Here is a 24,131-nt window from a genome sequence, read left to right as displayed (position 1 = left end):
TTGAAGAGCAGGTTCTCCTCGGACGACCGGCGGATGCCACGCGGTCCGTTCGGATACGAATGACGGAGCAACGCGCCGACGCCACCGAACATCAGCACCGTGAACAGGACGTCGAAGGCCACGAACAGCGCCTTCAAATCGTTGATGTCGTAGGTGTGTACATACATCAGCGTGATTCCTCTCGTGGTGTCCGTGGGGCGGAGTGGTCGGTGATCGGCGAGCTTCGAGGTGGACGGTGGCGGTCGGTGATCGACGGGCTTGCGATGCTTGACGGCGGTGGCCGTGGATCCATCGTCGGCTACGCGAGCCCTTTCAACCAGGACAGGTTTCACCGTGGGTAACGCGTTCCTGGGTGTGTGACGCCCACCCTCCCCACTCGATCACGTCACGCCCGACCGGGGCGCGAGGCCTGCCCGCAGCCCCCGGCAAGGCTGTGAGCTGGGGCGTTGCTAGCGTTGGAAGGGCGAACACGAGTGATCACATGTGCGGGAGCGAAGGCCTGCGCACTCACCTCCCAAGGAGGCGATCATGCGATTTTGGGGATGTCTCCTTCTCGTGGCGCTGATACAGGGGGCGCTCGCCGGGACCACCGGCGCCACTGACACCGCCGACAACCGGCTGGTTTCGGTACTGCGGGCGGACCAGGTCTGGAACGCGGTCACCACCACCCCCGACGGGAGGATCTTCGTCGGCTTCCCGCATCTGGACGGCACTCCCGGCCCGCGCGTGGCGGAGGCCCTCCCGGACGGCTCCATGCGGCCCTACCCCGACGCCGCGTGGAACGACTGGGCGCCCGGGCACGACGCCGGCCAGGCGTTCGTACGCTCCAACGCCATGCGCATCGGCCCGGACGGCAACCTCTGGGTGGTCGACACCGGTACGCCCGGCTTCGGCGACGCCCCGGTCCCGGGCGGCGCGAAGATCGTGGTGATCGACGTGGGGACCGGCAAGGTCACGCGTGTCTATCCGCTCGGGAGCGTCACCTCCGGCGGGAGCGCCATCGACGACATCCGCTTCAACGGGCGGACCGCCTACGTCACGGACGCGGGAATGCCCGGCCTCATCGTGCTCGACCTGCGCAGCGGCGGGGCGCGCCGCGTCCTCGACAACGATCGTTCCACGACCGACGAACGGCCGATGTACGCCGAGGGCAAGATCATGGTGGGTCCCGGGGGCAAGCAGGTGCGGATCCACGCCGACCAGCTGGAGGTCTCCCCGGATGGGAGACACCTCTACTTCCAGCCGGCCTCCGGCCCGCTCTACCGCGTGGAGACACGCCTGCTGGACGATCCGTCCGTGCCGGCGGCCGAGCTGTCCCGCCATGTCGAGAGCTGGGTGGACACGCCGTCCACGGGCGGCACCGCCATCGACGCCGAGGGGAACATCTATCTCAGCGACGTGAACAGGCTCCGCATCCTCAAGATCACACCAGACCGGCGGGTCACCACGCTGATCCAGGATCCGCGGCTCGAATGGGCCGATGCGATGTGGATCGACACGGAGGGGTTCCTGTGGATCCCCGTCGCCCAGCTCAACCGCATCGCCCCGTTCCAGGGCGGCACGTCCCGCGTGCGGTTCCCGGTCCACATCTACAAGATGCGGATCGGCGTGCGACCGGCACCCAATGATCATGGAGCGGCGCGGACAGGGCCGGGCGGCTCACCGAGCCCGTAGTCCACGCCCGCGGACCGTCGAGGTCGACGTCCGTTCGGACGTCATGTCCCCTCTTCCTCCGCCGCGCGACGCGCGGATTCCGAGGGCCACTGCTCCAGCAGGAGGTGGAGGGCGTCGAGGGCCCGTTCCCAGGACGTCTGCACGTCGCGGGAGTGGCTGAATCCGCCGTTGGCCTCGAGGGTGATGTAGCCGTGGAAGGCGCTGCGCAGCAGGCGGCCCGCGTCGGTCAGGTCCGGCTCGGTCAGCCGGTACGCGCGCAGCATCGCATGGGTGAGCTCGACATTGCGGGCGTAGGCGGTGGACTTCTTGGCGAGGGCGGCGAGGGCGGCGGGTTCCAGCTGGATCTGGGTCGCCGCGTAGCGGCCGGGGTGGGCCAGCGCGTACTCCCGGTACGCGTTGGCGAACGCGACCATGGCGTCCTTCCCGGCCCGGCCTGCGACCGCCGCGGCGATGTGGTCGGCGAGCTCGCCCGCCGACAGCAGCGCGACGCGTTCCCGCAGGTCCTGAAGGTTGCGGACGTGCGAGTACAGGCTCGCGTCCTTGACCCCGAAGCTCCGCGCCAGCGCGGACACCGTGATGTTCTCGAACCCGACGGCGTCCGCCAGCTCCGCGGCCGCCTCCGTCACCCGCTCCGCCGTCAGTCCCGCACGAGCCATCCGCCATCTCCATATTCCTAGGACCCCTAGGCATTTGCTTAATATGCCTAGGAACTGTAGCGTTCCGCGCCAGGAGAGCGGTGAGTGAGCAGGAGCTCTCCGGGCCCTCATACGTGTGCGCGTAGGAGAGCCCTGCCCGAAACTGCCGGCAACCCGCGATGAGAAAGAAGAGACACAGTGGAAAACATCGGATGGGCCGACGAACGGTTCGGAGCGGTCGCGGACGCATTCTCCCGTAACTTCGCCGAGTACGGTGAACTCGGCGCGGCCGTCACCGTGTTCGTCGGCGGACGCAAGGTCGTGGACCTGTGGGGCGGGATCGCGGACGAACGCAGTGGCCGGCCGTGGGACGAGGACACGGTCGTCCCGGTCTTCTCCTGCGCCAAGGGTCTCGTCAGCATCTGCGCCCACCTCCTCGCGCAGGAGGGACGGCTGGATCTCGACGCTCCGGTAGGCCGGTACTGGCCGGAGTTCGCGCGGGCCGGCAAGGAGACGATCACGCCGCGCATGGTGCTCGGACACCGCGCCGGGCTCCCCGTCCTGGACCGCGTCCTCAGCTTCGAGGAGATCGTCGAGTGGACCCCGGTGGTCCGCGCGATTGAGGAGCAGGAGCCGCTGTGGGAGCCGGGCCGCGATCACGAGTACCACGGGCATGTCTTCGGCTTCCTCATCGGCGAGGTGATCCGGCGGATCACCGGGCTCACTCCGGGCCCCTACTTCCGCAAGGCCATCGGTGACGAACTCGGACTGAGGACCTGGATCGGCCTGCCGCAGGACGAGGTCGGACACCTGGCCCGGCTCGTCGAGGCCGGAGGGCGGCCCGCGACGCCCGACCCCGAATCGCTGATCATGCGCATGGTGACGATGAACGGCGCGCTCGCCTTCCCCGGTCTGGAGGAGCCTCACGGCTGGAACGATCCCGCGCTGCTCGGCGCCGAGCTTCCCGGGGCGGGCGCGGTCTCATCGGCGAGCGGCCTGGCCGCGTTGTACGCCGCGGCCGTGACCGGGGTCAACGGCTCGGCACGGCTGCTCACACCGGACACCGTCACCGACGCGGTGCGGGAGCTGTCGTCCGGGGTCTCGTGGTCGGGGTTCCCGGACCTGGGCGCCCGGTGGGGGTCGGGTTTCCTGCTCGACGCGCCCCGGTTCCGGCCCATGCTCGGCCGGCGCAGCTTCGGCAACGACGGCGCGGGCGGCCAGTTCGCCTTCGGGGACGACGAGTTCGGGGTGGGCTTCGGTTACGTCGCCAACCGGATGATCGGCCATGGCGACGCGCGGGCCGGCCGGCTCATCGCGGCGGTACGGGAGTGCCTGACCGGCGGATGAGCCGCACGGGACGCTCGGGCGGGGACGTACTTGATCACGGTTTGGTGTCGCACGATCGGCCGATCTTGACGTGGGAGCACCCATAAGACGTTATTAGAACGTACGTTCCCATCTCTGCAGGAGGACTTCTTGCGCCACCCATCGGTTCGCCGATTAGCCGCTCACTGCGCCACCGCCGGCCTGATCACCGGCCTGCTCACCGTCGCGGCCCCCGCCGCCTCGGCGGCCGACACCACGACCGACCTCGGGGTGACCTTCGACTCCTACACCGCCGACCTGGTCGTCGGCGGCGGCCGGGTGTTCGTCTCCGCCGACGACCGGATCATCATGGCCGACACCGGCGGAAACCTCACCGGCGGCGTCGTCACCGGCCTGCCCGGCATCCGCGAGCTGGCCATGAACGCGGACAACACCCGCCTGTACGCGGCGCTGGCCGGCTCGAACGAGGTGGCCGAGATCGACACCGCGAGCCTCGCCGTCACCCGGCGGATCGACCTGTCAGCCCACCCCTGCCCGTCCACCCTGGCATTGCTGGGCGAGCGGCTGTGGGTGGGGCACGGGTGCGACAACGGCCCCGGCGGCGTCGTCGGCCTGGATCTGAGCGCGGCCACACCGGCGCCGACGCCGATGGCGGTCGGGGGCGAGCACCTGAGCGCTCCCGTGCTCGCGGCCGCCGGCGACACGCTCGTGGTCGGCGAGACCGGCACGCACCATGCCGACCTGCTGGTCTACGACGTCGGCGACGGCACCCCGGAGCTGCGCGGCACGATCGATGGCCGGAGGTGGCGCATCGACTACCTGAGTGACCTCGCTCTGACCTCCGACGGCTCCACCTTGGTCGCGGCGGCCGACGCCCCCGGCCACTTCGCCAGGTACGACACCACGACCCTGACGAGGCTCGGCACCTACGGCGACGGCTGGGACGGGTATCCGTCGGCCGTGGCGATCGGCTCCGGCGGTGCCTACGTCGCCGCGGGACGCCAGTGGGGCAGCACCGACCTCACGCTCTACGACGCCGCGACCGGCGTGGCGATGTTCTCGGCCGACCAGCCGGACGCCGAACTGCTCCAGGATGGCGTCGCCTTCTCCGGCTCGGACGTCTTCGCGCTGCTGCGGAACTCCGCGAACCGGCTGCTGCTGTGGCGGGTGACGGGCGTCGCGCTGCCGGCGTCCAATCTGACGGTGACGGCCCCGGCGCGCTCGTATGCCGGCTCGCCGCTCACCGTCGAGGGGAAGCTCATCCGCGCCGACGGCAAGCCGCTCGGGCTCAAGCCGCTCACGGTGACCCGGCGCTCGATCTACGGGATAAAAGAGCCGATCGCCGGCGTGACGACGCAGAAGAACGGCACGTTCACCTTCGAGGACACGCCGCCGGAAACCGGTGAGATGACCTACCTGGTGTTCTGGGACGGCGACGACCACTACCGCCGAAGCAACGCCTCCGTCACCGTGACGGTCAGGTACAGATCCACCCTCACCATGGACGGGCCGCAGTCAGGCGTCGTCGGCACGGCCATGGAGCTGACCGGCGTGCTGAGGGCGGGTGACAGGCCGCCCTCGCCGGGGAGCACGCTCACCGTGCAGCGCAGCGTGTACGTCGAAAACGGCAGCGGTGGAAGCGTCAAGCTGCCGCCGGTGAGCGTGAACGACGACGGCACGTACACGTTCACCGACACGCCCGCCATCGCCGGCAGGTACAGCTACCTCGCGTTGTCGTCAGGGGATGCCTTGGCCGGGCCGGCCAAGGCCACCTATCAGATCGTGGTCGAGTGACCTGACGGTCGTGCCCGGCCATCGGGCCGGGCACGGCCTCAGCCCCTCATCGCACCACCGACGTTGAACGAGCCCGCCAGGCACCTGTCGACCGCCACGATCGTTATCTGGTCAGCCCGAGGAAAGCCGCATTCCACCTGGTCAGCACGCCCGCCAACGCTGACGTACGACACGGACAACCGGGCACGACCCAGTCTCCGCCCCGGTAGGCCACCAGTCGCGTGAGCAGCTCACGGACCAGGGCGACCGCGCCTCGCACCTGCCTGCCTGAGTGTCGGCAACCCACTTCGGACAGGACAGCGGATGCTGGACGCGAAGAAGCGATCGGGGCGAAGGAGAGTTGAGCAAGAGCGATATTGCCCGTTTTAGCCGATGTGGAATAACTCACGCGAACGTCCGGTAACTGAAAGTTACACTCCCGCCGTACCATCGCCGCAGGTCAGCCTCCTCTCCACGGGCCGGTGGCTTCCCGCCCCGCGGAAGGGCTGCCTAGCATCGAGCCGACTACGGCAGGAGCGGACGATGCGGCGCATGACGCACGGAAGCACATCGGTTCTGACGGTTCTGGTGGCGATGGCCGCGACCCTCGGATTCCTTCTAGCGGGTACGGCGGTGCCGGCGCAGGCCGCGGCCACCCGGATCATGGCGCTCGGAGACTCCATCACCGGTTCGCCCGGATGCTGGCGGGCTCTCCTCTGGAGCAGGCTCGCGAACACCGGCCACACCAACGTCGACTTCGTCGGGACGCTCCCACCCCAGGGCTGCGGCATCGCCTACGACGGGGAGAACGAGGGTCATGGCGGGGCACTGGTCACCGGCGTCGCCGACCAGAACCAGCTTCCCGGCTGGCTCTCGGCGACCCGGCCCGACATCGTGATGATGCATTTCGGCACCAACGACGTCTGGAGCAACCGTCCGACCGCGACCATCCTGTCCGCCTACGGCAAGCTGGTGGACCAGATGCGGGCGAGCAACCCCGACACGAAGATCCTGGTCGCCCAGATAATCCCCATGAATCCCTCCACCTGCGCCGAGTGCGGGCAGCGGACCTCCGCGCTCAACGCGGCGATCCCGGGCTGGGCGGCGACCAAGACCACGGCGCGGTCGCCCGTCGTGGTGGTCGACCAGTGGACGGGCTTCAGCACCGCGACCGACACCTACGACGGCGTGCACCCCAACGCGTCGGGCGACCAGAAGATGGCCGACCGCTGGTTCCCCGCGCTGACCGCCCTGCTCGACGGCGGCCCGACCGTACCGCCCGTCACTCCTACCCCCACTCCGACCGTCACGCCCACCCCGACTCCGACCGTCCCGCCCCCGGCGGGCGGCTGCACGGCCGTCTACAAGACCACCAACCAGTGGTCGGGCGGCTTCCAGGGCGAGGTGACCGTCAAGAACGCGAGCACCGCCCCGATCACCGGCTGGACGACGAGCTGGACCTTCACCGGCCGGCAGATCAGCCAGGCGTGGAATGCGACGCTCACCCAGACGGGAGCGGCCGTGACCGCGCGGAACGCCGCGTGGAACGGCTCCCTGGCCTCGGGGGCGAGCGCCACCTTCGGCTTCATCTCCTCCGGGACCGGCTCCCCCGACCCGCAGGTGTCCTGCACGACTGGCTAGGAATCCAGTATGCGCACCGGTGCTCCGGGGCCGGGAGGACCTTGCTCCCCCTCCGGGACGGCGGGACCGGTGTCGTCCCTGTATCCCCTTGGTCCCCAAGGCCTGTCATGAGGCCTCCAGGAGTGACTGTTCATCGAGAAGGCGGATGAACCGTTCCTGGCCGGCGCGACGTCGAGCCGGCCAGGAATTCGCATGGCCCTACCCGACAGGACGTCCAGTGGATTGTGTGCCGATGCACTGGCCTTGGGCACACGCCCGAAGCCACAGCGTGTCAGTGCACCAGGGTGGAGATCCACCCTCCGTCGACGCTCAATGTCTGCCCTGTGACGTAGGAGCTTGCCGCAGTCGCGAAGAAGAGCACAGCCTGAGCGATGTCCTCGGGCTCGCCCAGACGTCCCAGCGCGTACTGGGCGCTCAGGGATCTCTCAATCGCGGGATCCGCGAAGATCGCGGCCGACATGTCCGAGCGGGTGACCGCCGGACGGACGGCGTTGACTCTCACGCCCTTGTGTCCCCATTCGGCGGCCAAGGAGCGGGTGATGGCGTCGACCCCGCCCTTTGTCGCCGCGTACAGGCTCTGGTTGGCGATGCTGCGCTCGCTGCCGATGACCGACGAGATGTTGACGATGCTGCCGCCGCCGATCGACGCCATGTGCGCGGCGGCCTTTCCGCCCAGAAGCAGCGGAGCGCGCCCGTTCAGTGCCCAGAGCTCATCAGCCTCCTGCGCGGTCAGTTCGTGACTGGCCGTGAAGTTCTCACCGCCGGCGTTGTTCACGAGCACGTTCACACGGCCGAGTCGCCGGATCGCGGTGTCCATGACCGCTGCGGGGGCATCGGGCTGCGACAGGTCGGCAACGATCACTTCCGTGTCCTTCGGCAGTCGCCCGGCCACTGTTCGCAACGAATCCTCCGACCGGCCGACCAGCGCCACCCGCGCACCGGCACGGGCCAGGAGCGCCGCGATACCGGCTCCGACACCGCGTCCACCACCGGTGACGATCGCGGTACGGTCGTCCAGCGGACGCGCCGGAAGGCCCACGTCTTCTCTACTCATTGTGTATCTCCTTATGAAAGTATTCGCACTCCACAGAGCGCGGAATTTCGGCTTTCATTCGCCAGGACGGCGATAGGCGCCGTACCACCAGATTTTTCCAAGCTCGCGCGCCAAGGCCGCGTCGCCGCTTCCGTCGTCCACGCTGATGTGACGAGCGATTGCCTGCGAACCACCCCAGACGATCACGCGGCTGGACGCGACCGCGTCCAGGTCGGAAGGAGTTCTGCCTGCTTCCTGTTCGGCGACAAGCGTCTTATGAACAGCCTCGTCGAATCCTTCGAGGTCGGCGGTGTAGAACCCTCTTACGGTTGGATCATAGGAGGCGAGCTCTCTGAGGGCGGACAATATGGCGAAATTTTCCCGGTGTATCGCGATCACCTCGACGAAGAATTTCGCATACCTGTCCGCGCCGTCCTCTCCCGCACCGGGGTTCCATTCCCTGGCCATTTCCAGCAAACGGCTCCGCAAGCTGTCCGAAAGCCGGAGCAGCAGTTGGGCCTTGTCCCGGAAGTGGGTATAAAAGGAGGCACGTGATACGCCTGCTTCTTCGATGATCTGCCGCACGCTGATTTCCGTGAAAACGTGCCCCGTCTTCAGGAGCCGCTCCACCGCAGCCAGTAATTGCACCTCAGTAGCGGTCGGTTGCTCGCTGTCGTCTCTACGGTTACGGGTCGTGGAAGCCATGACCACATACTAAAGGTCGGCGAAGGAGCATCTCCCGGCAGACCCGCGCCTGTTGTGCGTAGGCACACGCGGTGTCCGCGTCGGCCGGCGTCGGTGTCTACTTGACCGCGCTTACCTGCGCGGCGATATCGATAAGTATATCTGAAAATTCCTTCGGGTTCGAATAGAATGGCGCATGATGTCCGGGACAGCGGTAAACGGCGTCCGCGCGTTCGGCCATTTTTTCCGCGATGGTTCCGGTGATAGATATGTCTCGATCCGGAATGACGTAACTGTTCGGCACGGTGCGCCAGCCGGCCCGCGTCACCGTCTCGAAGTCGGCCCGCACAGTCTGTGGAACCAGGCGGGAAATCGCCTCGGCGGTCTCCGGGTTCGTCACATCGCCGTCATAGAAGGCGGCGGGTAGATTGAGATCAGGGTTCTCCGCGGGCCGCAATCCCGCCAAAGACTCCGGAACGGGAACTCCGTGTGTCTGGAACATTCCCTCCCCGACGTCCAGCATGTAAGCCGCGACGTAAACAATGTGCACGACGTTGGACGCCCCGGCGATGGCCTCAGTGGCCGGGACGCCACCGTACGAATGAGCCACGACGATCACCGGCCCGGTAATGTCGTCAAGTGCTTTTCGAATGACCTGGGCATCGTCGTACAAGCCGGGGAGCGGTTCGGAAGCAGGCTTCTCCTTGACAGCGCTGGGCAGGCCAACCGTGTGACTCGCCCAGCCTTCATTCTCCAGTACGCCCTGCAGTCTCTCCCAACTCCATGGTCCGTGATGGCCTCCGTGCACGAGTAGGAACGTGGCCCGGCTCTCAATTCCTCGCAAGGAAATCCCCTTTCAGCATGCATGCTTGCGGAAACGTGATTGCTCTACGCGATCACAAGAAAGGCATGGGGAAGGAGCCGTGCCGCAGCAGGCTCCCCTCGAGCTCAACCCACGTGACGCGACCGGTCAGCATGGACACTCCTCCCCTCGCCGCACACCCCGAGGTCATGACAGGTCTCGACCAGGTGCGCAGTACCGACCATACAATATGTCCATACACCTTGTATGGTCGGCTGCCCGGCGCCGGACAGCACGGCCTGGCGGTGGAAGCGACGCGGATGTGCCCCTGCCGACCTCGCCGGTGCGACAAGGTGCGGGTCGTGGAGGTGGATGGAGACACCGTGTAAGTCAACGCCCGTACGGCTTCACCTCGCCGTACGGGCGGCCGTCGGACTCAGCTCTTGAGAGCGCCGGGGAGTCTCTCCAGCAGGGACTTGAGATCGTCGGCGTGCTCCTCCTCCTGGGCGAGCAGGTCCTCGAAGATGCGCCTGGTTGTCACGTCGTCGTCGCCGAGCCATTTCACGATCTCGGTGTAGGAGGCGATGGCGATCCTCTCGGCGATCAGATCCTCCTTGACCATCTCGATCAGGTCGAGGCTGTCGTCGTACTGCGCGTGCGAGCGGGCGGTCAGGGTGTCCGGGTTGAAGTCCGGCTCACCGCCGAGCTGCACGATGCGCTGGGCGATCCGATCGGCGTGCTCCTGCTCCTCGGCCGCGTGCTCCAGGAACTCCGCGGCCACCGCCCCGGCGTGGATCCCGGAGGCGGTGTAGTAGTGACGCTTGTACCGGAGCACGCAGACCAGCTCGGTGGCCAGCGCCTCGTTGCACACCTGGATCACCCGGGGGAGATCTCCGCCGTAGGCGGACGTGATCGGCCCCTTCTCGATCTCCTCCCGAGCTCGTGCCCGGATCTCCTTGATATCTGTCAGGAATTCAGCCATGCCCCTCCCCCTACCCCGAATTTCGGATACATCCAGTGTTCTTTGACACAGGGCAGGAAGGGATTTCCCTTGTTCGTGGTGTCGCTTTTCGGGTAGTCAGGTCCCTGACATGGGAACCGCAACGAAAGTCCCGCAGACACGGGGCATGAACGGTGATGAGCTCTCGGCCGACCATGCGTGGGACACCCTGCGCGAGTACGGCCGCTGGCGTCTCGTCCGTGACTCCTTCGCACGATTCAGGTACGGCGACGGCCTGACCAACTCACGAGCGCTGGCCTTCCAGATCTGCTTATCGATCATCCCCGGCGCCATCGCACTGGTCGGGCTGAGCTCGATGCTCAACCAGCGGCAGCTCGGCCAGGTGCTGGAGCTGACCCTGAGCCGGATCGCACCGGGGGCGGGGGTCGAGGCGGTCAGGGACGTGCTCGCCGACAGCCACCGGCAGGCGGGACACACCGGGGGCGCCGTCGCCCTGTGGCTCGGCCTGATCACCGCGCTGGTCTCACTGACCAGCTCCATGGCCCAGGTGGAACGCGGGGCGAACCGCATCTACGGTGTCGAGCGCGATCGCCCGTTCCATCGCAAATACGGCAGGGCCCTGCTGATGGCGGTGTCCGCGGGCGCCTTCATGACCGTCGGCTTTGTCTTGATGGTCGGCGGTGGAGCGATCGGGCGAGCCCTCGCCCAGGTCTACGGGTGGGGTGACGGGGCCATGGGGGCGTACACCCTGGTGCGCTGGCCGCTCGGGTTCCTCCTCGCGCTGATGTCCGCCTCGGTGCTGTTCCGCGCCGCGCCCCGGCGAAGGCAGCCGGGCCATACCTGGCTGGCGTTCGGAGCCCTGGTCTCCATCGCCCTGTGGACGGTCTTCACCCTGCTGCTGGCCTTCTACATCGAGAGCAGCGGCACCTTCGGCGCCACCTACGGCCCGCTCACCGCGGTCGTGGCGCTTCTGCTGTGGTCGTTTCTGAGCTCGATGGCGCTCTTCCTCGGTCTGGCCTTCGCCGCGCAGCTGGAGGCGCGCCGTGCCGGAGGCGCCGGACCGGTCCTGCCGGACACCGGCCCCACCGCCGAGGAGGAGCGGGAACCACTGGTGGGAGCCGCGGGCAGCGCGGTCATCGCGGGCGTGCGGAAGCTGACGGCGAGCGCCTCGGGCACCGCGGTCGTCTCGGCCGTACGGAAACTGCCGGGACTCCGGTCCCGCCGGCCGGGCTCGAAGAACAGGCCGCCGGCCGCCTGACGGCGGGGCGGCTCGTGACGCCGCCCCGCCTGACACCTCCGCGAAAGCGTGAGCCGAACATCCCTTGCGATAGCCAACTCCTCCCCCTAGGCTGCGCAAAACCATAGTGAAATATATTCATATGCCGTGAATCAGAGGGGTGAAAAGGTGTCGGCGCAGGAACGCAGGCTCGCCGCCATCGCGGCGGCTTCGGCCGACGCCTTCCGCCACGGGGGCTACCACCAGGTGAGAGCCGAGGACGTCGCGGAGCGCGTACGGCTGCCACGGGGCGGCGAACGCGACAGGGGACGCAGCGCCGTCTGGCTGTACAACGAGGTCAGGAGCCGGCGCGTGCTCGTGGCCCTGGCGGTCAAGCACGCCTTCGACGAGTTCACCGCCGACGACGCCGGACCCGCTGCCACCGTCGACGCCACCGACGGAACCGGCACCGCCGACGGTGGCGAGCCGCCGCGCTCCCTGCTCGACGCCCAGAACCTGGTCACCGGGGCGCTGCGCAGGGTGGCCCGCTTCCACCAGGTGGAGCGCTTCATGCTCAACCAGGTGCGCCTGGGGATCGGGGACATCTCGACGTCGGAGAAACGCCTGTCCGCGGGACAGAGCCAGCCGGTGTGGGAGATGACGGAGGTCTACGGCGCCACGGCCGCCGCCGGGTGGGACGGCCGCGTCACCGCGTACGCGCGCTACCTGGCTCCCCGGCTGGAACGCGCCGCGCTCACGGTCGGCGTTCCCCCAGACGGCTGGGCCGGGGCGAGCGCCGAGCGCCTGTCGGAGCTGGCCTTCCGCTCGATGGTCGACGATCCCGAGGGCCCGGCCGACCATCAGGCGGCAGCGCTCGGAGCGCACTGGTTCGCCCGCGACCTCGTCCCGCTCGCCGGAGAATGGGCCGAACGGCTGCGCACGGCCGAGCAGGCCGCCGAGCTCGCCCGACGGATCGGAGCCGACGGCCGTGCCCGGACTCGCGCCCTCGACGTGGTCCTCCAGGTCCTGCTGGACAGCCCCCTGCTCGCGCGGGCGGCGGAGGTCGGCGGGGAGCTCGCGGGTCTGCTGGCCGACGATCCCTCCGAGTTGCGGGCCCTGTGCGACGTGACCGGCAGGCAGGGCCTCGCGTGGCTGCGCCTGGGTGACCTACCGGCCGCGAGAGCCTGCTTCGAGCACTCCCTGCGGGTCGCGGGCGAGCTTCCCGTGCCCGCCGACGCGAAGTCCTGCGGTTCGCGGGCCGAGCACAACCTGGCCGAGGTGCTGGTGGAGACCGGCCGTCCGAGTGAGGGGTTGCGCAGGCTCGAAGACCTGTACGCCGAGCAGGCCGGGGACATCCCCGCGACGGGAACCGCCCCGGCCTGGCGGCGCCTCACCCTCACCCGGCAGGCGATGGCCAGGGCCGCCTCCAGGGCGGGGCGGACGGTCACCGGCGTGACCCTCGCCGAGGCGGTGCTGGCCGATCGGGAAGAACGTCTCGGCCGGGACAGCGTCAACACGGCCTCGGCCAGGGTGACGTTCGCCGAGGCCCTGCTCGCCGCGGGCCACCCGGCGCAGGCGCGGCACCACCTGACCGAGGCGCTCCGGCTCCGCGCGCAGCAGCTGACTCCAGAGGGCTACTGGCCCCAGTACGACACCGTGCGCCTGGCGGAGATCGAGCTGGCGGCGGGGTTCCCCGCGCAGGCCGTACGGCTGCTCACCGATGTCGCCGTCACCGGCGAGTGGTTCGCGCGACAGGTCTCCCCGCGGCTCCACGCCGAGGCGTCGCTGGTCCGCTGCCTGGCGCTCACCGCGGCAGGAGAGCCGGCCCAGGCACTCGCCGGCCTTCGGGCGCTGCCCCCCGACCGGGCGGTACGACGCGCCCAGGCCGCCGCCCAGCTGGCCCTCGGCGACGCGCCCGCCGCCGCGCGGACGCTCGCGGCCCTCGCGAAGGACGAACGCGACCACGGTGACGACTTCCCCGGCCAGGCGGAGAGGTTGCTCCTGACCGCCAGGACCGCGCACGCGCTGGGGCGCGACGGCGAGGCGGAGGCCGCGAGCGCCGCGCTCCTGTCGATGGGCGGTGAGTCCTTGGACGCCTGCCATCCCCTCGTCCTGGCCGGACGGCTGGACCTCGCGCTCCTGCGGGTGGGCGCGGGCCGGGTGGAAGAGGTCTCCTCGCTGCTCGCGCCGCTGCTCGACCGTCGCCCACTGGCTCACGGCCGCGCGCCCCTGGGCGACGGATATCCCCTCCTGGCCGCGGCGAGATCCGTGGCGATCCGCGTGGGAGGGTCACCTCCGATCACGCCGGAGGACCGCCTCTGGGAGAACGGCTGAGCATGCTGAAGGACCCTCTTCGGGAAGACGGCTGAGCATGCCCGTCACAACCCGGAGCTCCTGGTCGCCACCGCATCCGGGAGCAGGTCAGCGGGGCTGAAAACCGGTCACTGGGATTCTCCCGACGGATGGAGCGGATCCTCTGGAACGGTCCAAACGACCGGCTCGGCGGAGTATGCCCGCAGGATGGCGAGTCCGTGCTCGCCGAGCACCCGGCGGGTCCATTCGACGGTCTCGTCGCGGTCGCCGGCACCGCCGTCGTCGACCTCCATCCCCTGGAGAAGCCTTCCCAGGGTGAGCGCGGTCTCCTGCGTGGCCGGATCGCCCTCGGGGAGATGCGGAAGTGCCCGCGCGAGCAGGTTCGCGGCGTCACGACGGTCGGTGCCAGCGGTGCTCCGGCGGCCGGCGCGCAGGGCCAGCGCCGTGCCGAGCCGGTAGCGCAGATACAGGGCGGCCCGCTCGTCGTCGTCGCACCCGTCGAGGGCGGCCCGCAGCCGGTCGATCGCGAGATCCAGGTCGTAGGGCACTCCGCGGTCCGCGTGCCGGCTCAGCAGCAGTTCGCCGAGGGCCGCGTGATCGGCCGCGCTGAACCAGGCGTTCTCCGAACGGAGGTCGTCGGCCTCGGAGAGCATGGTGATGGCGACGTCCCGGTCGGCGGGATCGCCGAAGGCCTCCCAGCGCACCTCGTGCGCCCGGCCCACCAGGGAGAAGGACCACTGGCCGCAGTCATGGGCGAGGAGCCAGCCCGCATGGTCGGCCGCCTCGTCGAGATCCGCCCGGCTCACGCCACCGGGGACGTCGTCGCCCGTGCACCGCCGCAGGATCGCGTCAACGAGGTCCCGGCGCCATTCGGGCTCACGATCGGTGCCGGTCATCTCCGCCCGCCGGGCACGCAGCCATGCGATCTCATCCCCTGCCATGCCGGCTCTCCCCTCGCGGACTGTACAAAACTATATATAAATAATCCCCTCTAACTTGTGGCAAATAAAGAACTACCCCTGAGGGAGGCCGGCAGGTCGGTCCTTCGCCGTCTCCAGAGATGGGGCCGGAGGGAAGCAGGCCAGGTCCCTGGGTAGGGCGGGCAGGTCAGCCCTTCGTCGCCCCGGCCGTGAGGCCGCCGATGAGGTGCTTCTCGGCTATGGAGTAGAACCCGAGGGCGGGCAGCATCGCGAGGACGACGTAGGCCAGGACGCGCGCCGTGTCGGTGGAGTACTGGCCCTGGAACTGCTGGAGCCCGACCGGGATGGTCCACCAGTTGGGGTCGTTGAAGACGACCAGCGGCAGCATGAAGTTGTTCCAGCTGGCCACGATCGCGAGCACGGACACCGTGGCGAGCGCCGGCCGGGCCATCGGCAGGAGGATCCGCCAGAAGAACCCGTAGGCGGTGCACCCGTCGAGCGTCGCCGCCTCCTCGATCTCCCTCGGGATGTTCCTGAAGAAGGTGCGCAGGACGATGATCGTCACCGGCAGGCCGAAGGCGGCCTGGGGCAGGATCACGCCGAGGGGGTTGTCCAGCAGGCCGAAGGTCCGCAGCAGGATGAACAGGGGCAGGATCGCCACCGCGAAGGGGAACATCAGCCCGACGGAGAAGAGCGTGAAGATCAGCTCCCTTCCCCTGAAGGCGAACCGGGCGAAGACGAACGCCGCCAGCGCCGAGACGACGACGACGAGGAGCGTCGTGGCCACCCCGATGAGCACGCTGTTGCCGAGCGGACGCCAGAAGGACGCGGAGGCCAAGAGGTCGGCGTAGTTCGAGAAGACCCACGGTGAGGGCAGCCCGAAGGGGCTGGTCGCCAGTTGGGCGTTGTCCTTGAAGCCGCCGAGCACTCCGTAGACGATCGGCACGACGATGAACGCCCCGAGCACGATGACGGTCGCGTGCAGGAGGAGGGTCCGGAGCCGCGCGCCCGGCCGCCGGCCGGGCGCCGTCGCGCGAGCGCTCCGCCCGGTCATCGCTGGTCTCGCATAACGGTGATCGCTCCTTCGGTGTCACGGCGCAGGACGTATCGCTGGTAAGCCAGCGCGAAGACGAGGCTGATGAGGAACATCGCCACACTGATCGCATTGGCGTAGCCGACCTGGTAGCGCTTGAAGCCCTGCTGGAACATCGTCACGGCCATGGTCTCGGAGCCGTGGATGGGCCCTCCCTCGGTGAGCACCCACACCAGGTCGAACAGCTGGACCGCCCCGATGACGGCCAGGAAGGCGCTGATGCGGATCGTCGGCCCGAGCAGCGGCAGGGTGATGTACCAGAACGCCTTCCAGCCGCCGGCCCCGTCGATCTCGGCCGCCTCGGTCAGCTCCCTGGGGATGCCCTGCCGCCCCGCCAGATAAAGGATCATGTGGAAGCCGAAGTACTTCCAGGTCATGACGAGGAACAGCGAGTACAGGACCATCGACGGGTCCGCGAGCCAGGTCGTCGCCAGATTGCCCAGCCCGACCAGGTCCAGGACGTGGTTCGCCAGGCCCCGGGTGGGCGAGAAGACCATCGTGAACAGGACGCCGGTGATGACCTCGGAGAGGACGTATGGCACGAAGAACACGACCCGGTACAGCGCCCGGCCGCGCATCCGCTGGTTGAGCAGCATCGCGATGGCGAGGGCCAGCGGCAGCTGGATCACCAGGGAGAGGACGATCAGGATCAGGCCGCGTTGCAGGTCGCCGAGGAAGATCTTGTCCTCGAACAGCCGGACGAAGTTGTCCAGCCCCACGAAGTTGGTCGGCGGGCCGCCCAGGCCGTTCCACTTGAACAGGCTGGTGTAGATCGCGATGACGATCGGCACGAGGACCAGCAGGAAGAACAGCACCATCGCCGGGAGCAGGAACAGTGTGATCGTCACCCAGCCGCGACGCCGCTCGCGCCGCCGGCCCCGATCGGGCGTGCCCGCCTCCTTCGTGGCCGCGCGGGACGCCGCCGCGTCTTTCGGCCGCTCATCGGCCGGGACGGAAAGCTCGGACACGCCTTTCGGTGCACTCATCGTTCGCGCTCGTCCTCTACTCGTTCTCCGCCGGGTTTCTCGTCACTCGTTCTTCGCCGTCTCGGTGATGGCCTCGGTGACCTCCTTGGCTCCCAGCGTCCCGGCGATGAGCTCGGCCACGCTGTCGTTCACCTGCTGTCCGACGGCGGGCGCGTAGGCCTGGTCGAGATAGAGCTGGAATCCGGCCGCCTTCCCGAGGGTCGCGGACACCGAGGCGAGCTTCGCGTCCTTGATGGCGTCCTCCGCTCCCTTGACGACCGGAAGGAACGCCCCCGTCGCCACCGCCCTGCGCTGGTTGTCGAGGTTGGAGATGAACTTCAGGAAGTCGATCGCCTCGGGCGGCGCGTCCTTGCCGACGGCGAACCCGCCGCCGCCTCCGAAGGCGTCCGTCGCGTCGCCCTTGCCGCCCTCGACCGCGGGGAAGGGGAAGAATGCCAGGTCGTCGCCGATGCCGTCGGGGGTGCCCGACGAGTCGCGCTGGACCGTCGGCGCCCACTGACCCATCAGTTCCATGGCGGCCTTCCCGCTGCCCATCAGCGCGGCCTGCCCGTCGGGCGTGCCGTACCCGGCGCCGAGGAAGCCCTTCTGGAACGGGTCGAGGTCGACGAGCTCCTTGAGACGCTCGCCGGCCTGGACGAACTCGGGTGCGGTGAAGGTGGCGTCGGCGCCCGCCTGCTTGAGCGCCGGCAGGCCCGCCACGCGCATGGCGAGATAGGCCCAGTAGTAGTGGCCCGGCCACTTGTCCTTGCCGCCGAGGGCGATCGGGGTGATCCCCGCCGCCTTGAGCTTCTTGACGGTGTCGAGGAATCCGGTCCACGTGGTCGGCGGCTCGGAGACACCCGCCTTGGCGAACAGCGCCTTGTTGTACCAGAAGCCCACCATGCCGACGTCGAACGGCACCGCGTAGGTCTTGCCGTCGAACTGGTAGGGCTGCACGGAGGCCGGCGTGAGCGTGTCGGCCCAGGGGGCGATGTCGGCGGTGATGTCCTTGGCCAGCCCCGCCTCGATCTGCTGCTGCAGCACGCCACCGCCCCAGGTGTTGAAGATGTCAGGGATCGACCCCGACTGGGTGAGCGTGGTCAGCTTGGCCTTGTACGCCTCGTTCTCCAGAGGCGTGACCTTGATGGTGATGCCGGGGTGCGCCTTCTGGTACTCGGTGGCCATCGCCTGCCACACGGGCAGCATCGGTTCGATGTTCTGGATGTGCCACCACTCGATCGTCTTGGAGGCGGCCTTTCCGGTGTCGCCGCCTCCGCCCTCGCTTGCGCAGCCCCCCAGGAGCAGCGAGGCGGCTGCCAGCAGCGCCACGCTCCGTCGACCTAACGAGATCACGATGATCCCTTCCTTTCGATGGAGATGTCCACGGTGTTCCGGTAACCCTCATTGGCGCCGGTCGGCCTCCGGCCGTCCGGCCGGGTGCGGGAGCGGACGCGTGTGATGCTCGCTCTCTCACTTCGCGGAGCCTGACTAACGGATCATCGCCGCTCAGATCCGGCTTGGAAACTTTCGCCTATTGTCCGATAGTTTCTGCTGGTGCCGTGAGATTACAGCGGCTTTACAGCGGGATCAACGGCCGTTGTCGAGCTGTTACGAGGCGGTTGCGCGGAGCGTTCACGAGGCCGCCCCGGGGCTGTGTTCCGCCTGTCCTACCTGCCCCGCCTGCCCCGCGAGACTGGCGGTCAGCAGTTCGACCAGCGGCTCCCGCCGTACGCAACCGGCCAGCGCGAAGGAGTCGGCGAGCGCGGCCAGCTCCTCCTCGGACAGGCCGCGGAAGAGCTCCGCGTACTCGGGGACGAGCGCCTGCGCGATGAGGATGTGCCGGATCAGGTCGTCGACCTGGTAGCGCGCCCCCCACGGGTACGGATTCCAGGAGGGGGCCTCGGTGTCCATCAGCCGGTGCAGGGGCGCGAGGTCGTCGGCCGTCTCCTCCATCGTCGAGCCCCACCGGTCGGCGCCGAGGCGGTGCTTCTTGTCGATGAAGGCGCCGAAGCGGCTCAGGTACGGCCCCGCCGGGTCGGCGTGCACCACCCCCTGCAGGCCGACGTCCTTGTAGGTCCAGAGCGACCATCCGGCGTCGTGGGCGTCGTAGATGGCGAGCTGGTCGCGGAGGATCTGGTAGCGCTGGGCGTCGATCTCCGGGTCCCCGGTGTAGACGGGCCCGAACTCCCCCACCCACAGCGGCGTGCCGGTCTCCCGCTGGAAGAGGGTCCTCTTGTCGAAGGCCCGCTCCAGGTGCTCGCGGTCGACCCACTCCCCGCGGGTGTAACCGGGGTACGGCCCGCCGTGCGCGAATCCGGCGAGCGCGTAGTCGTGGCAGACGAAGACGGTGTTCTCGTAGACCTCGCGGAAGATCGTGAAGTCGGTGGAGTAGGTGTTGCCGTCGAGGAAGAGCACGTGCGCGGGGTCGACGGCGCGGACCGCCTTGACCAATCGGTCGTAGAACGGCCCGACGACCCGGCCGGCCACGTCGCCCGGCTCGTTCACCGGGTTGTACCCGGCCACCCACGGGTTGTCCCTGTAGCGGTCGGCCATGAACTCCCACAGGTGCACGACCCGGTCCTGGAAGTGCCGGTGCTGCCAGAACGCCGCCACATGGGTGGGGTTGTCGGAGTGCCAGTGCTGGTTCTGCGAACCGGGCAGGGCGTGCAGGTCGATCACGCTGTAGATCCCGTGCGCGCCCAGCAGCCCGATGACCCGGTCCAGGTGGCGGAACCCCTCCTCCCGCATCTCCATCGGCCGGTCGTCGGACTCGAAGTGCCGGTAGTTCACCGGGATCCGGACGCAGTTGACCCCCATCGCGCCGAGCAGAGCGGCGTCCTGTGGACCGAAGAACGAGGTCAGCAGCCGGTCGAAGAAGAACGCGGCACGCTCCTCCCCGAGCACGTCGCCCACGGCGGTGCGCATCGACGACTCGTTGGCGGGGTGGCCGGTGATGAAGTTCTCCATGTTCATCCAGCCCCCGAGGCCCACCCCGCGCAGCCGCACCGGATCTCCCGAGGAATCGACGAGCCGGGATCCGTTCACGCGCAGGGGTGTCTGGTTGTCAGGCATCAAATCTCCTCAGCCACTTGCCGGGAACCGCCTGCTGGAGAGCACGGCTCGCCGAACGGCTAAAAATGTTTCGGACTCAATCCGAATGTTTCGTGCCCGTGACATTAGATAGGTCTTCCACCCCACGTCAATAGGCGTGAGGTGGCGACTGCCGGACCATGACAACGGCCCTTACGGGACGACATCGACCGCGCGGGCCGCCCGGGGTTCCTGTGAAAGTTTCATGTTCGCCCGAAGGCCGCCCCACGTACCCGGACCGGAAACGGCGGCCGCCCCTTCTCCGGTGGACCCGGGAATCCCCATCGGGCAGACTGAAGCATCGGAGGGGTGCGGACGGGATCTGACCGTCATACGCGGCCAACCTCTTTATGTATGACAGCCCGAATCTTTCATAAGATCACAAAAAGTTTCAATGATCGAAGAGGGCATAGATTGCCCTCCAGTTTTCTGCACCCCGGAGAGGGAAGCCCTCACGAGGGGATGTGCTCCGCGGCGAGCCACCGAGCGACACTCCGAAAGTTTTCGGATATGCTGCGTGGCATGTCAGGTAAGCGCCGGGTGACGATCGCCCACATCGCCGAGGAGGCGGGCGTCTCCTCTCCCACGGTCTCCAAAGTGATCAACGGTAGATCCGAGGTCTCGCCCCAGACCCGCAAGCGGGTCGAGCAACTGCTCCACGAACACGGCTACATCCGCCGCACCGCGAGCGCGGACGGCCCCGTGGGCATGATCGACCTGATCTTCGCCGAGCTGGAGAGCCCGTGGGCGATGGAGCTCATCCGCGGTGCCGAGAGCGCGGCCAGGGAGGCGGAGGCCAGCATCGTGATCTCCGTACTGCACACCCACGCCGGCCCCGGCCGCGACTGGCTCGAACGCCTGGCCGCCCGCCGCACCGACGGCGTGATCATCGTCAGCTCCCGGCTCTCCACCCAGCAGTACGGCCAGCTCAACGCCCGCTCGATCCCCTTCGTGGTCATCGACCCCGATGGCGAGCCCGCCCCCGACGTGGCCTCCGTGGGCGCCACCAACTGGCAGGGCGGCCTGACCGCCACCCGCCATCTCCTGGAACTCGGCCACCGCCGGATCGGCATGATCGGCGGACCGCCCGACATGCTGTGCAGCCGCGCCCGCATAGACGGTTACCGGGCCGCGCTGGAGACCGCGGGGGTCGAGGTCGATCCGTCGCTGATCCTGAACGGCGACTTCCTCGTCGGATCGGGCCACGACCACGGCCACGCCCTGCTCTCACTCCCCGACCGTCCCACCGCCATCTTCGCGGGCTGCGACATGCAGGCCTTCGGCGTCTTCGAGGCCGCGAGGCAGCGCGGGCTCCGCGTGCCCGACGACCTGAGCGTCGTCGGCTTCGACGATCTGCCCCTGTCCAAATCCGCCTGGCCGCCGCTCACCACGGTCCGCCAGCCCCTGGAGGAGATGGCCTTCCTCGCCACCCGCATGGCGCTGGGCATCTCCCGCGGCGAGACCCCCGAGCCCCGCAGGGTCGAGCTGTCGACCGACCTCGTGGTCCGCGAGAGCTCGGGTCCTCCGCCAGGCTGACGCCGCCCCGACCGGTGGCTTCGCCGTCCTGTCAGGGCGACCGCCGGACGTCGGCGTCCTCTCGGTAACCCCTGGCCTGGATCTCGAACAACCCGGCGTATCCCCCGCCCGCCGCCGTGAGATCGTCGTGCGTCCCCCGCTCGACGATCCGGCCTTCGTCGAGCACGACGATCAGGTCCGCGTCACGGACCGCGCCGAGCCGATGCGACACGAGCAGGCTGGTACGGCCGGCGCGATGCTCGCGCAGCCGCCGGTGCACCTCGTATTCGGCCCGCGCGTCCAGGCCCGAGCTGGGTTCGTCGAGGATGAGCAGGTCGCGGTGCTCGCGCAGCATGGCACGGGCCAGGGCCAGACGCTGCCACTGGCCTCCCGAGAGCACCACTCCCGCCTGCGGATCGTCCTCCTCGGGCCCGAAGAAGATCCGGCTGAGCATCGTGTCATAACCTCGGGGCAGCGCCTGGACGATCTCGTGGGCGTCCGCCATCTCGGCGGCCGCCTGGATCCGGGCGCGGTCGGCCAGGACCCCGATCTCGCCCACCCCGATGTTCTCCGCCGCGGTCAGGTCATAGCTCATGTAGTCCTGGAAGAGCACGCCCATCCGGTCGCGCAGCTCGGCCGGCGGCACCTCGCGGATGTCCACGCCGTCCCAGAGGATCGTCCCGCGACACGGGTCGTAGAACCGGCACAGCAGTTTGATCAGGGTGCTCTTGCCGGCTCCGTTGAGTCCCACCAGCGCGACCGACGCACCGTGGGGAATCGTCAGGTCGACGCCCCTCAGCACCCACGGGTGATCCTCGTCGTAGCGGAACCACACGTCGCGCACCTCGATGCCCCGCCGGAGCGCGGGCAGCGCGACGGCCGTCACCGTCTCCGTCTCCGTCTCCGTCACGGAGCGGCGCGGCGGCGGCAGGTCGTCGGGTAGCGAGGTCACCTGCTCGTGCTGGTCGAACAGCGACAGCGCCTGGCGGGCGTTGGCCGCGTTCTCCACCATCGCGATCAGCGCGCCCTGCGTCCCCGCCACGGCGGCGGCGAAGGCGGTCACGTCGCCGAGGGTCAGCCGGCCGTTCACGGCGGCGTAGACCGCCCATGCCAGGCCCGCTCCGCTGACCACCGCGGAGAGCGTCGCGAGCAGCGACTGCGTGAGCGCCTCCCGCCGGTCCAGCCGCCGCTCACCGGCCTGGATCGCGGACAGCTCCCCGAACATCCGCGCCTTGAGGAAGTCACCCAGCCCGAAGAGCCGGACCTCCTTCGCGGCCTGCACGTCGGTGATGAGGGAGGAGTAGAAGAGCTGCCGCCGGGCCGTCGCCGACTGGTCGGCGAACATCCTCATCCGCCGCTTCTCCAGTGCCATCCGCGCGACCAGGGCGGGGATCGCGGCCAGCGCCACCAGTCCCGCCATGAGCGGGCTCAGCACGGCCAGGGTGACCAGGAGACCCGCCAGGGTGATGGCGTTGCGCCCGACGTCGAACAGCCCCGAGGTGAGAGGCGCCAGCGCACCCCCCGTCGCGTGGGTCGCCATGCGCAGCCTGTCCAGGAACGCTGGATTCTCAAAACGTGACAGCCCCTGGAACCGGTTCACCGCCGTGTACAGCCGGTCCTGCATCAGGCGGTCCAGCCTGCGCTCCGACTCGGCCTGCTGGTACGCGGTGAGATGCGGCAGCACCCCGGAGGCCAGCCCTATGACGGTGAGGCCACCGACCGGCAGCAGCACCCCGCCCGGAGCCCCGGATGCCAGCTCGTCGATGAGAAGCTTCGTCATCCACACGGCGCCCATGGGCAGCGTGCCGCCGACGACGGTGACCGCCAGCTGGGACAGCGCCAGGCCGGGACCGGCGCGCCAGCACAGCGACACCACCGCCCCGGCCTGCCGCGACAGACGCCGGAGCCGGCCCCCACTCGGCTCCGCGTCAGAAATAGGAGACGCCGTCACGCCACCGGGGCCGTTCCGGCGAGCATCTCCAGTTCCGTCTGCGCGTCCACGACGGTGCCGTCCGGCCCGACCCGCAGGAACGTCGGGAAGGCCTCGATGCCGAGCGCCCTCACCATGCTGTCCGCGCCTTCCGCCGTGACGACCTTCGACACGCCTCCGACCAGGCCGGCGAGGTCGTCGACCTTCCGGCCGTCACCGGTGATGACCGCCAGGGCGGCGCCGGCGTGGTCGCGGGCCGCGGCGACGAACTGCGGCGCGCGCTCGTGGCACGTACTGCAGTCGACGTCGAAGAACGCCACGAGCCGTGGCCGGTCGGCATCGTCCGCCCCGGCCCCGGGCAGCGCGCGTCCGACCAGGACACTCGGATCGTACGGGGCGAACTGCTCCTGTCCGGCGAGGCGTTCCAGCTCGGTGGTGTGCTCGCGCAGGCGACGGAGCACCGCGAACGTGAGCAGAAGGTTGAACATGCAGAGCGCGCCGACCAGCACGACGGCGACGATCAGGAAAGTCATCGGACAACCTCACTTCAGGACTTCGGG

At 68.9% G+C, this 24,131-nt stretch carries 19 protein-coding genes; 7 read left to right on the top strand and 12 right to left on the bottom strand.

Translation table 11 applies throughout. The features are described 5' to 3' along the window. The first annotated feature begins 528 nt into the window (after positions 1–528). Positions 529–1,674 (top strand): L-dopachrome tautomerase-related protein, encoded by a 1,146-nt coding sequence (locus tag DKM19_RS18855; protein ID WP_110696952.1) that lies wholly within the window; start codon positions 529–531, stop codon positions 1,672–1,674. Between the two features lie 41 nt (positions 1,675–1,715). Here the strand turns inward: DKM19_RS18855 and DKM19_RS18850 are convergent, their stop codons facing one another. Continuing rightward, positions 1,716–2,330, bottom strand: coding sequence for a TetR/AcrR family transcriptional regulator (locus DKM19_RS18850; RefSeq protein ID WP_110696950.1), 615 nt, complete (start codon positions 2,328–2,330; stop codon positions 1,716–1,718). 177 nt (positions 2,331–2,507) lie between these two features. On the opposite strand from DKM19_RS18850, the gene DKM19_RS18845 reads away from it, so the two are divergent. The 3 genes from DKM19_RS18845 (at position 2,508) to DKM19_RS18835 (ending at position 7,049) form a co-directional block, all read left to right on the top strand. Next, positions 2,508–3,656: a serine hydrolase gene (locus DKM19_RS18845; protein WP_110696948.1), complete on the top strand. Its 1,149-nt coding sequence runs from the start codon at positions 2,508–2,510 to the stop codon at positions 3,654–3,656. 129 nt (positions 3,657–3,785) lie between these two features. Then, positions 3,786–5,429 carry a hypothetical protein gene (locus DKM19_RS18840; RefSeq protein ID WP_110696946.1) on the top strand — a complete coding sequence of 548 codons (1,644 nt, stop codon included), beginning with the start codon at positions 3,786–3,788 and terminating at the stop codon, positions 5,427–5,429. Between the two features lie 522 nt (positions 5,430–5,951). Beyond that, on the top strand, positions 5,952–7,049 hold the full coding sequence (locus DKM19_RS18835) for a cellulose binding domain-containing protein (RefSeq protein WP_110696944.1): 1,098 nt from the start codon (positions 5,952–5,954) through the stop codon (positions 7,047–7,049). Between the two features lie 271 nt (positions 7,050–7,320). On the opposite strand, the gene DKM19_RS18830 is transcribed toward DKM19_RS18835, so the two are convergent. From DKM19_RS18830 to DKM19_RS18815, 4 genes are all read right to left on the bottom strand, one after another. After that, positions 7,321–8,103 carry an SDR family NAD(P)-dependent oxidoreductase gene (locus DKM19_RS18830; RefSeq protein WP_110696942.1) on the bottom strand — a complete coding sequence of 261 codons (783 nt, stop codon included), beginning with the start codon at positions 8,101–8,103 and terminating at the stop codon, positions 7,321–7,323. 54 nt (positions 8,104–8,157) lie between these two features. Continuing rightward, on the bottom strand, positions 8,158–8,787 hold the full coding sequence (locus tag DKM19_RS18825; RefSeq protein WP_110696940.1) for a TetR/AcrR family transcriptional regulator: 630 nt from the start codon (positions 8,785–8,787) through the stop codon (positions 8,158–8,160). Positions 8,788–8,884: 97 nt separating this feature from the next. Further along, complete coding sequence (locus DKM19_RS18820) at positions 8,885–9,610, bottom strand: alpha/beta hydrolase (protein ID WP_162641592.1); 726 nt, start codon at positions 9,608–9,610, stop codon at positions 8,885–8,887. Between the two features lie 394 nt (positions 9,611–10,004). Beyond that, positions 10,005–10,550: a bacterioferritin gene (locus tag DKM19_RS18815; protein WP_110696936.1), complete on the bottom strand. Its 546-nt coding sequence runs from the start codon at positions 10,548–10,550 to the stop codon at positions 10,005–10,007. A 109-nt stretch (positions 10,551–10,659) separates the two neighbouring features. Between DKM19_RS18815 and DKM19_RS18810 the strand changes: the two genes are divergently transcribed. Continuing rightward, positions 10,660–11,787, top strand: coding sequence for a YihY/virulence factor BrkB family protein (locus tag DKM19_RS18810; RefSeq protein WP_110696934.1), 1,128 nt, complete (start codon positions 10,660–10,662; stop codon positions 11,785–11,787). Positions 11,788–11,934: 147 nt separating this feature from the next. Next, positions 11,935–14,079: a tetratricopeptide repeat protein gene (locus DKM19_RS18805; protein WP_110696932.1), complete on the top strand. Its 2,145-nt coding sequence runs from the start codon at positions 11,935–11,937 to the stop codon at positions 14,077–14,079. A 107-nt stretch (positions 14,080–14,186) separates the two neighbouring features. Here DKM19_RS18805 and DKM19_RS18800 read toward each other — a convergent pair whose 3' ends face one another. The 5 genes from DKM19_RS18800 to DKM19_RS18780 form a co-directional block, all read right to left on the bottom strand. Next, positions 14,187–14,999: a hypothetical protein gene (locus DKM19_RS18800; RefSeq protein ID WP_110696930.1), complete on the bottom strand. Its 813-nt coding sequence runs from the start codon at positions 14,997–14,999 to the stop codon at positions 14,187–14,189. A gap of 166 nt (positions 15,000–15,165) precedes the next feature. Beyond that, complete coding sequence (locus DKM19_RS18795; protein ID WP_110696928.1) at positions 15,166–16,032, bottom strand: carbohydrate ABC transporter permease; 867 nt, start codon at positions 16,030–16,032, stop codon at positions 15,166–15,168. Continuing rightward, a complete protein-coding gene (locus tag DKM19_RS18790; RefSeq protein WP_110696926.1) occupies positions 16,029–17,057 on the bottom strand; it encodes a carbohydrate ABC transporter permease in 1,029 nt (342 codons plus the stop codon). The genes DKM19_RS18795 and DKM19_RS18790 overlap by 4 nt, the downstream gene beginning before the upstream one ends. Before the next feature lie 42 nt (positions 17,058–17,099). Then, positions 17,100–18,389: an extracellular solute-binding protein gene (locus tag DKM19_RS18785; protein WP_239514319.1), complete on the bottom strand. Its 1,290-nt coding sequence runs from the start codon at positions 18,387–18,389 to the stop codon at positions 17,100–17,102. Between the two features lie 279 nt (positions 18,390–18,668). Continuing rightward, the gene (locus DKM19_RS18780) at positions 18,669–20,108 is read right to left on the bottom strand and encodes a glycoside hydrolase family 5 protein (protein WP_110696922.1); all 1,440 of its coding nucleotides are present in this window, start codon (positions 20,106–20,108) and stop codon (positions 18,669–18,671) included. A gap of 540 nt (positions 20,109–20,648) precedes the next feature. Here DKM19_RS18780 and DKM19_RS18775 point away from each other — a divergent pair. Beyond that, a complete protein-coding gene (locus DKM19_RS18775; RefSeq protein WP_110705797.1) occupies positions 20,649–21,662 on the top strand; it encodes a LacI family DNA-binding transcriptional regulator in 1,014 nt (337 codons plus the stop codon). A gap of 31 nt (positions 21,663–21,693) precedes the next feature. Here the strand turns inward: DKM19_RS18775 and DKM19_RS18770 are convergent, their stop codons facing one another. Continuing rightward, positions 21,694–23,517 (bottom strand): ABC transporter ATP-binding protein, encoded by a 1,824-nt coding sequence (locus DKM19_RS18770; RefSeq protein ID WP_239514318.1) that lies wholly within the window; start codon positions 23,515–23,517, stop codon positions 21,694–21,696. A 71-nt stretch (positions 23,518–23,588) separates the two neighbouring features. Beyond that, positions 23,589–24,104: a hypothetical protein gene (locus DKM19_RS18765; RefSeq protein ID WP_110696917.1), complete on the bottom strand. Its 516-nt coding sequence runs from the start codon at positions 24,102–24,104 to the stop codon at positions 23,589–23,591. Between the last annotated feature and the right edge of the window lie 27 nt (positions 24,105–24,131).

Origin of the sequence: Streptosporangium sp. 'caverna' (assembly GCF_003203775.1) — a bacterium.
In the GTDB taxonomy this organism is placed as follows: domain Bacteria; phylum Actinomycetota; class Actinomycetes; order Streptosporangiales; family Streptosporangiaceae; genus Streptosporangium; species Streptosporangium subroseum.
The sequence above is the reverse complement of the archived record's forward strand: the minus strand, read 5'-3'. Positions and strand labels throughout refer to the sequence as shown.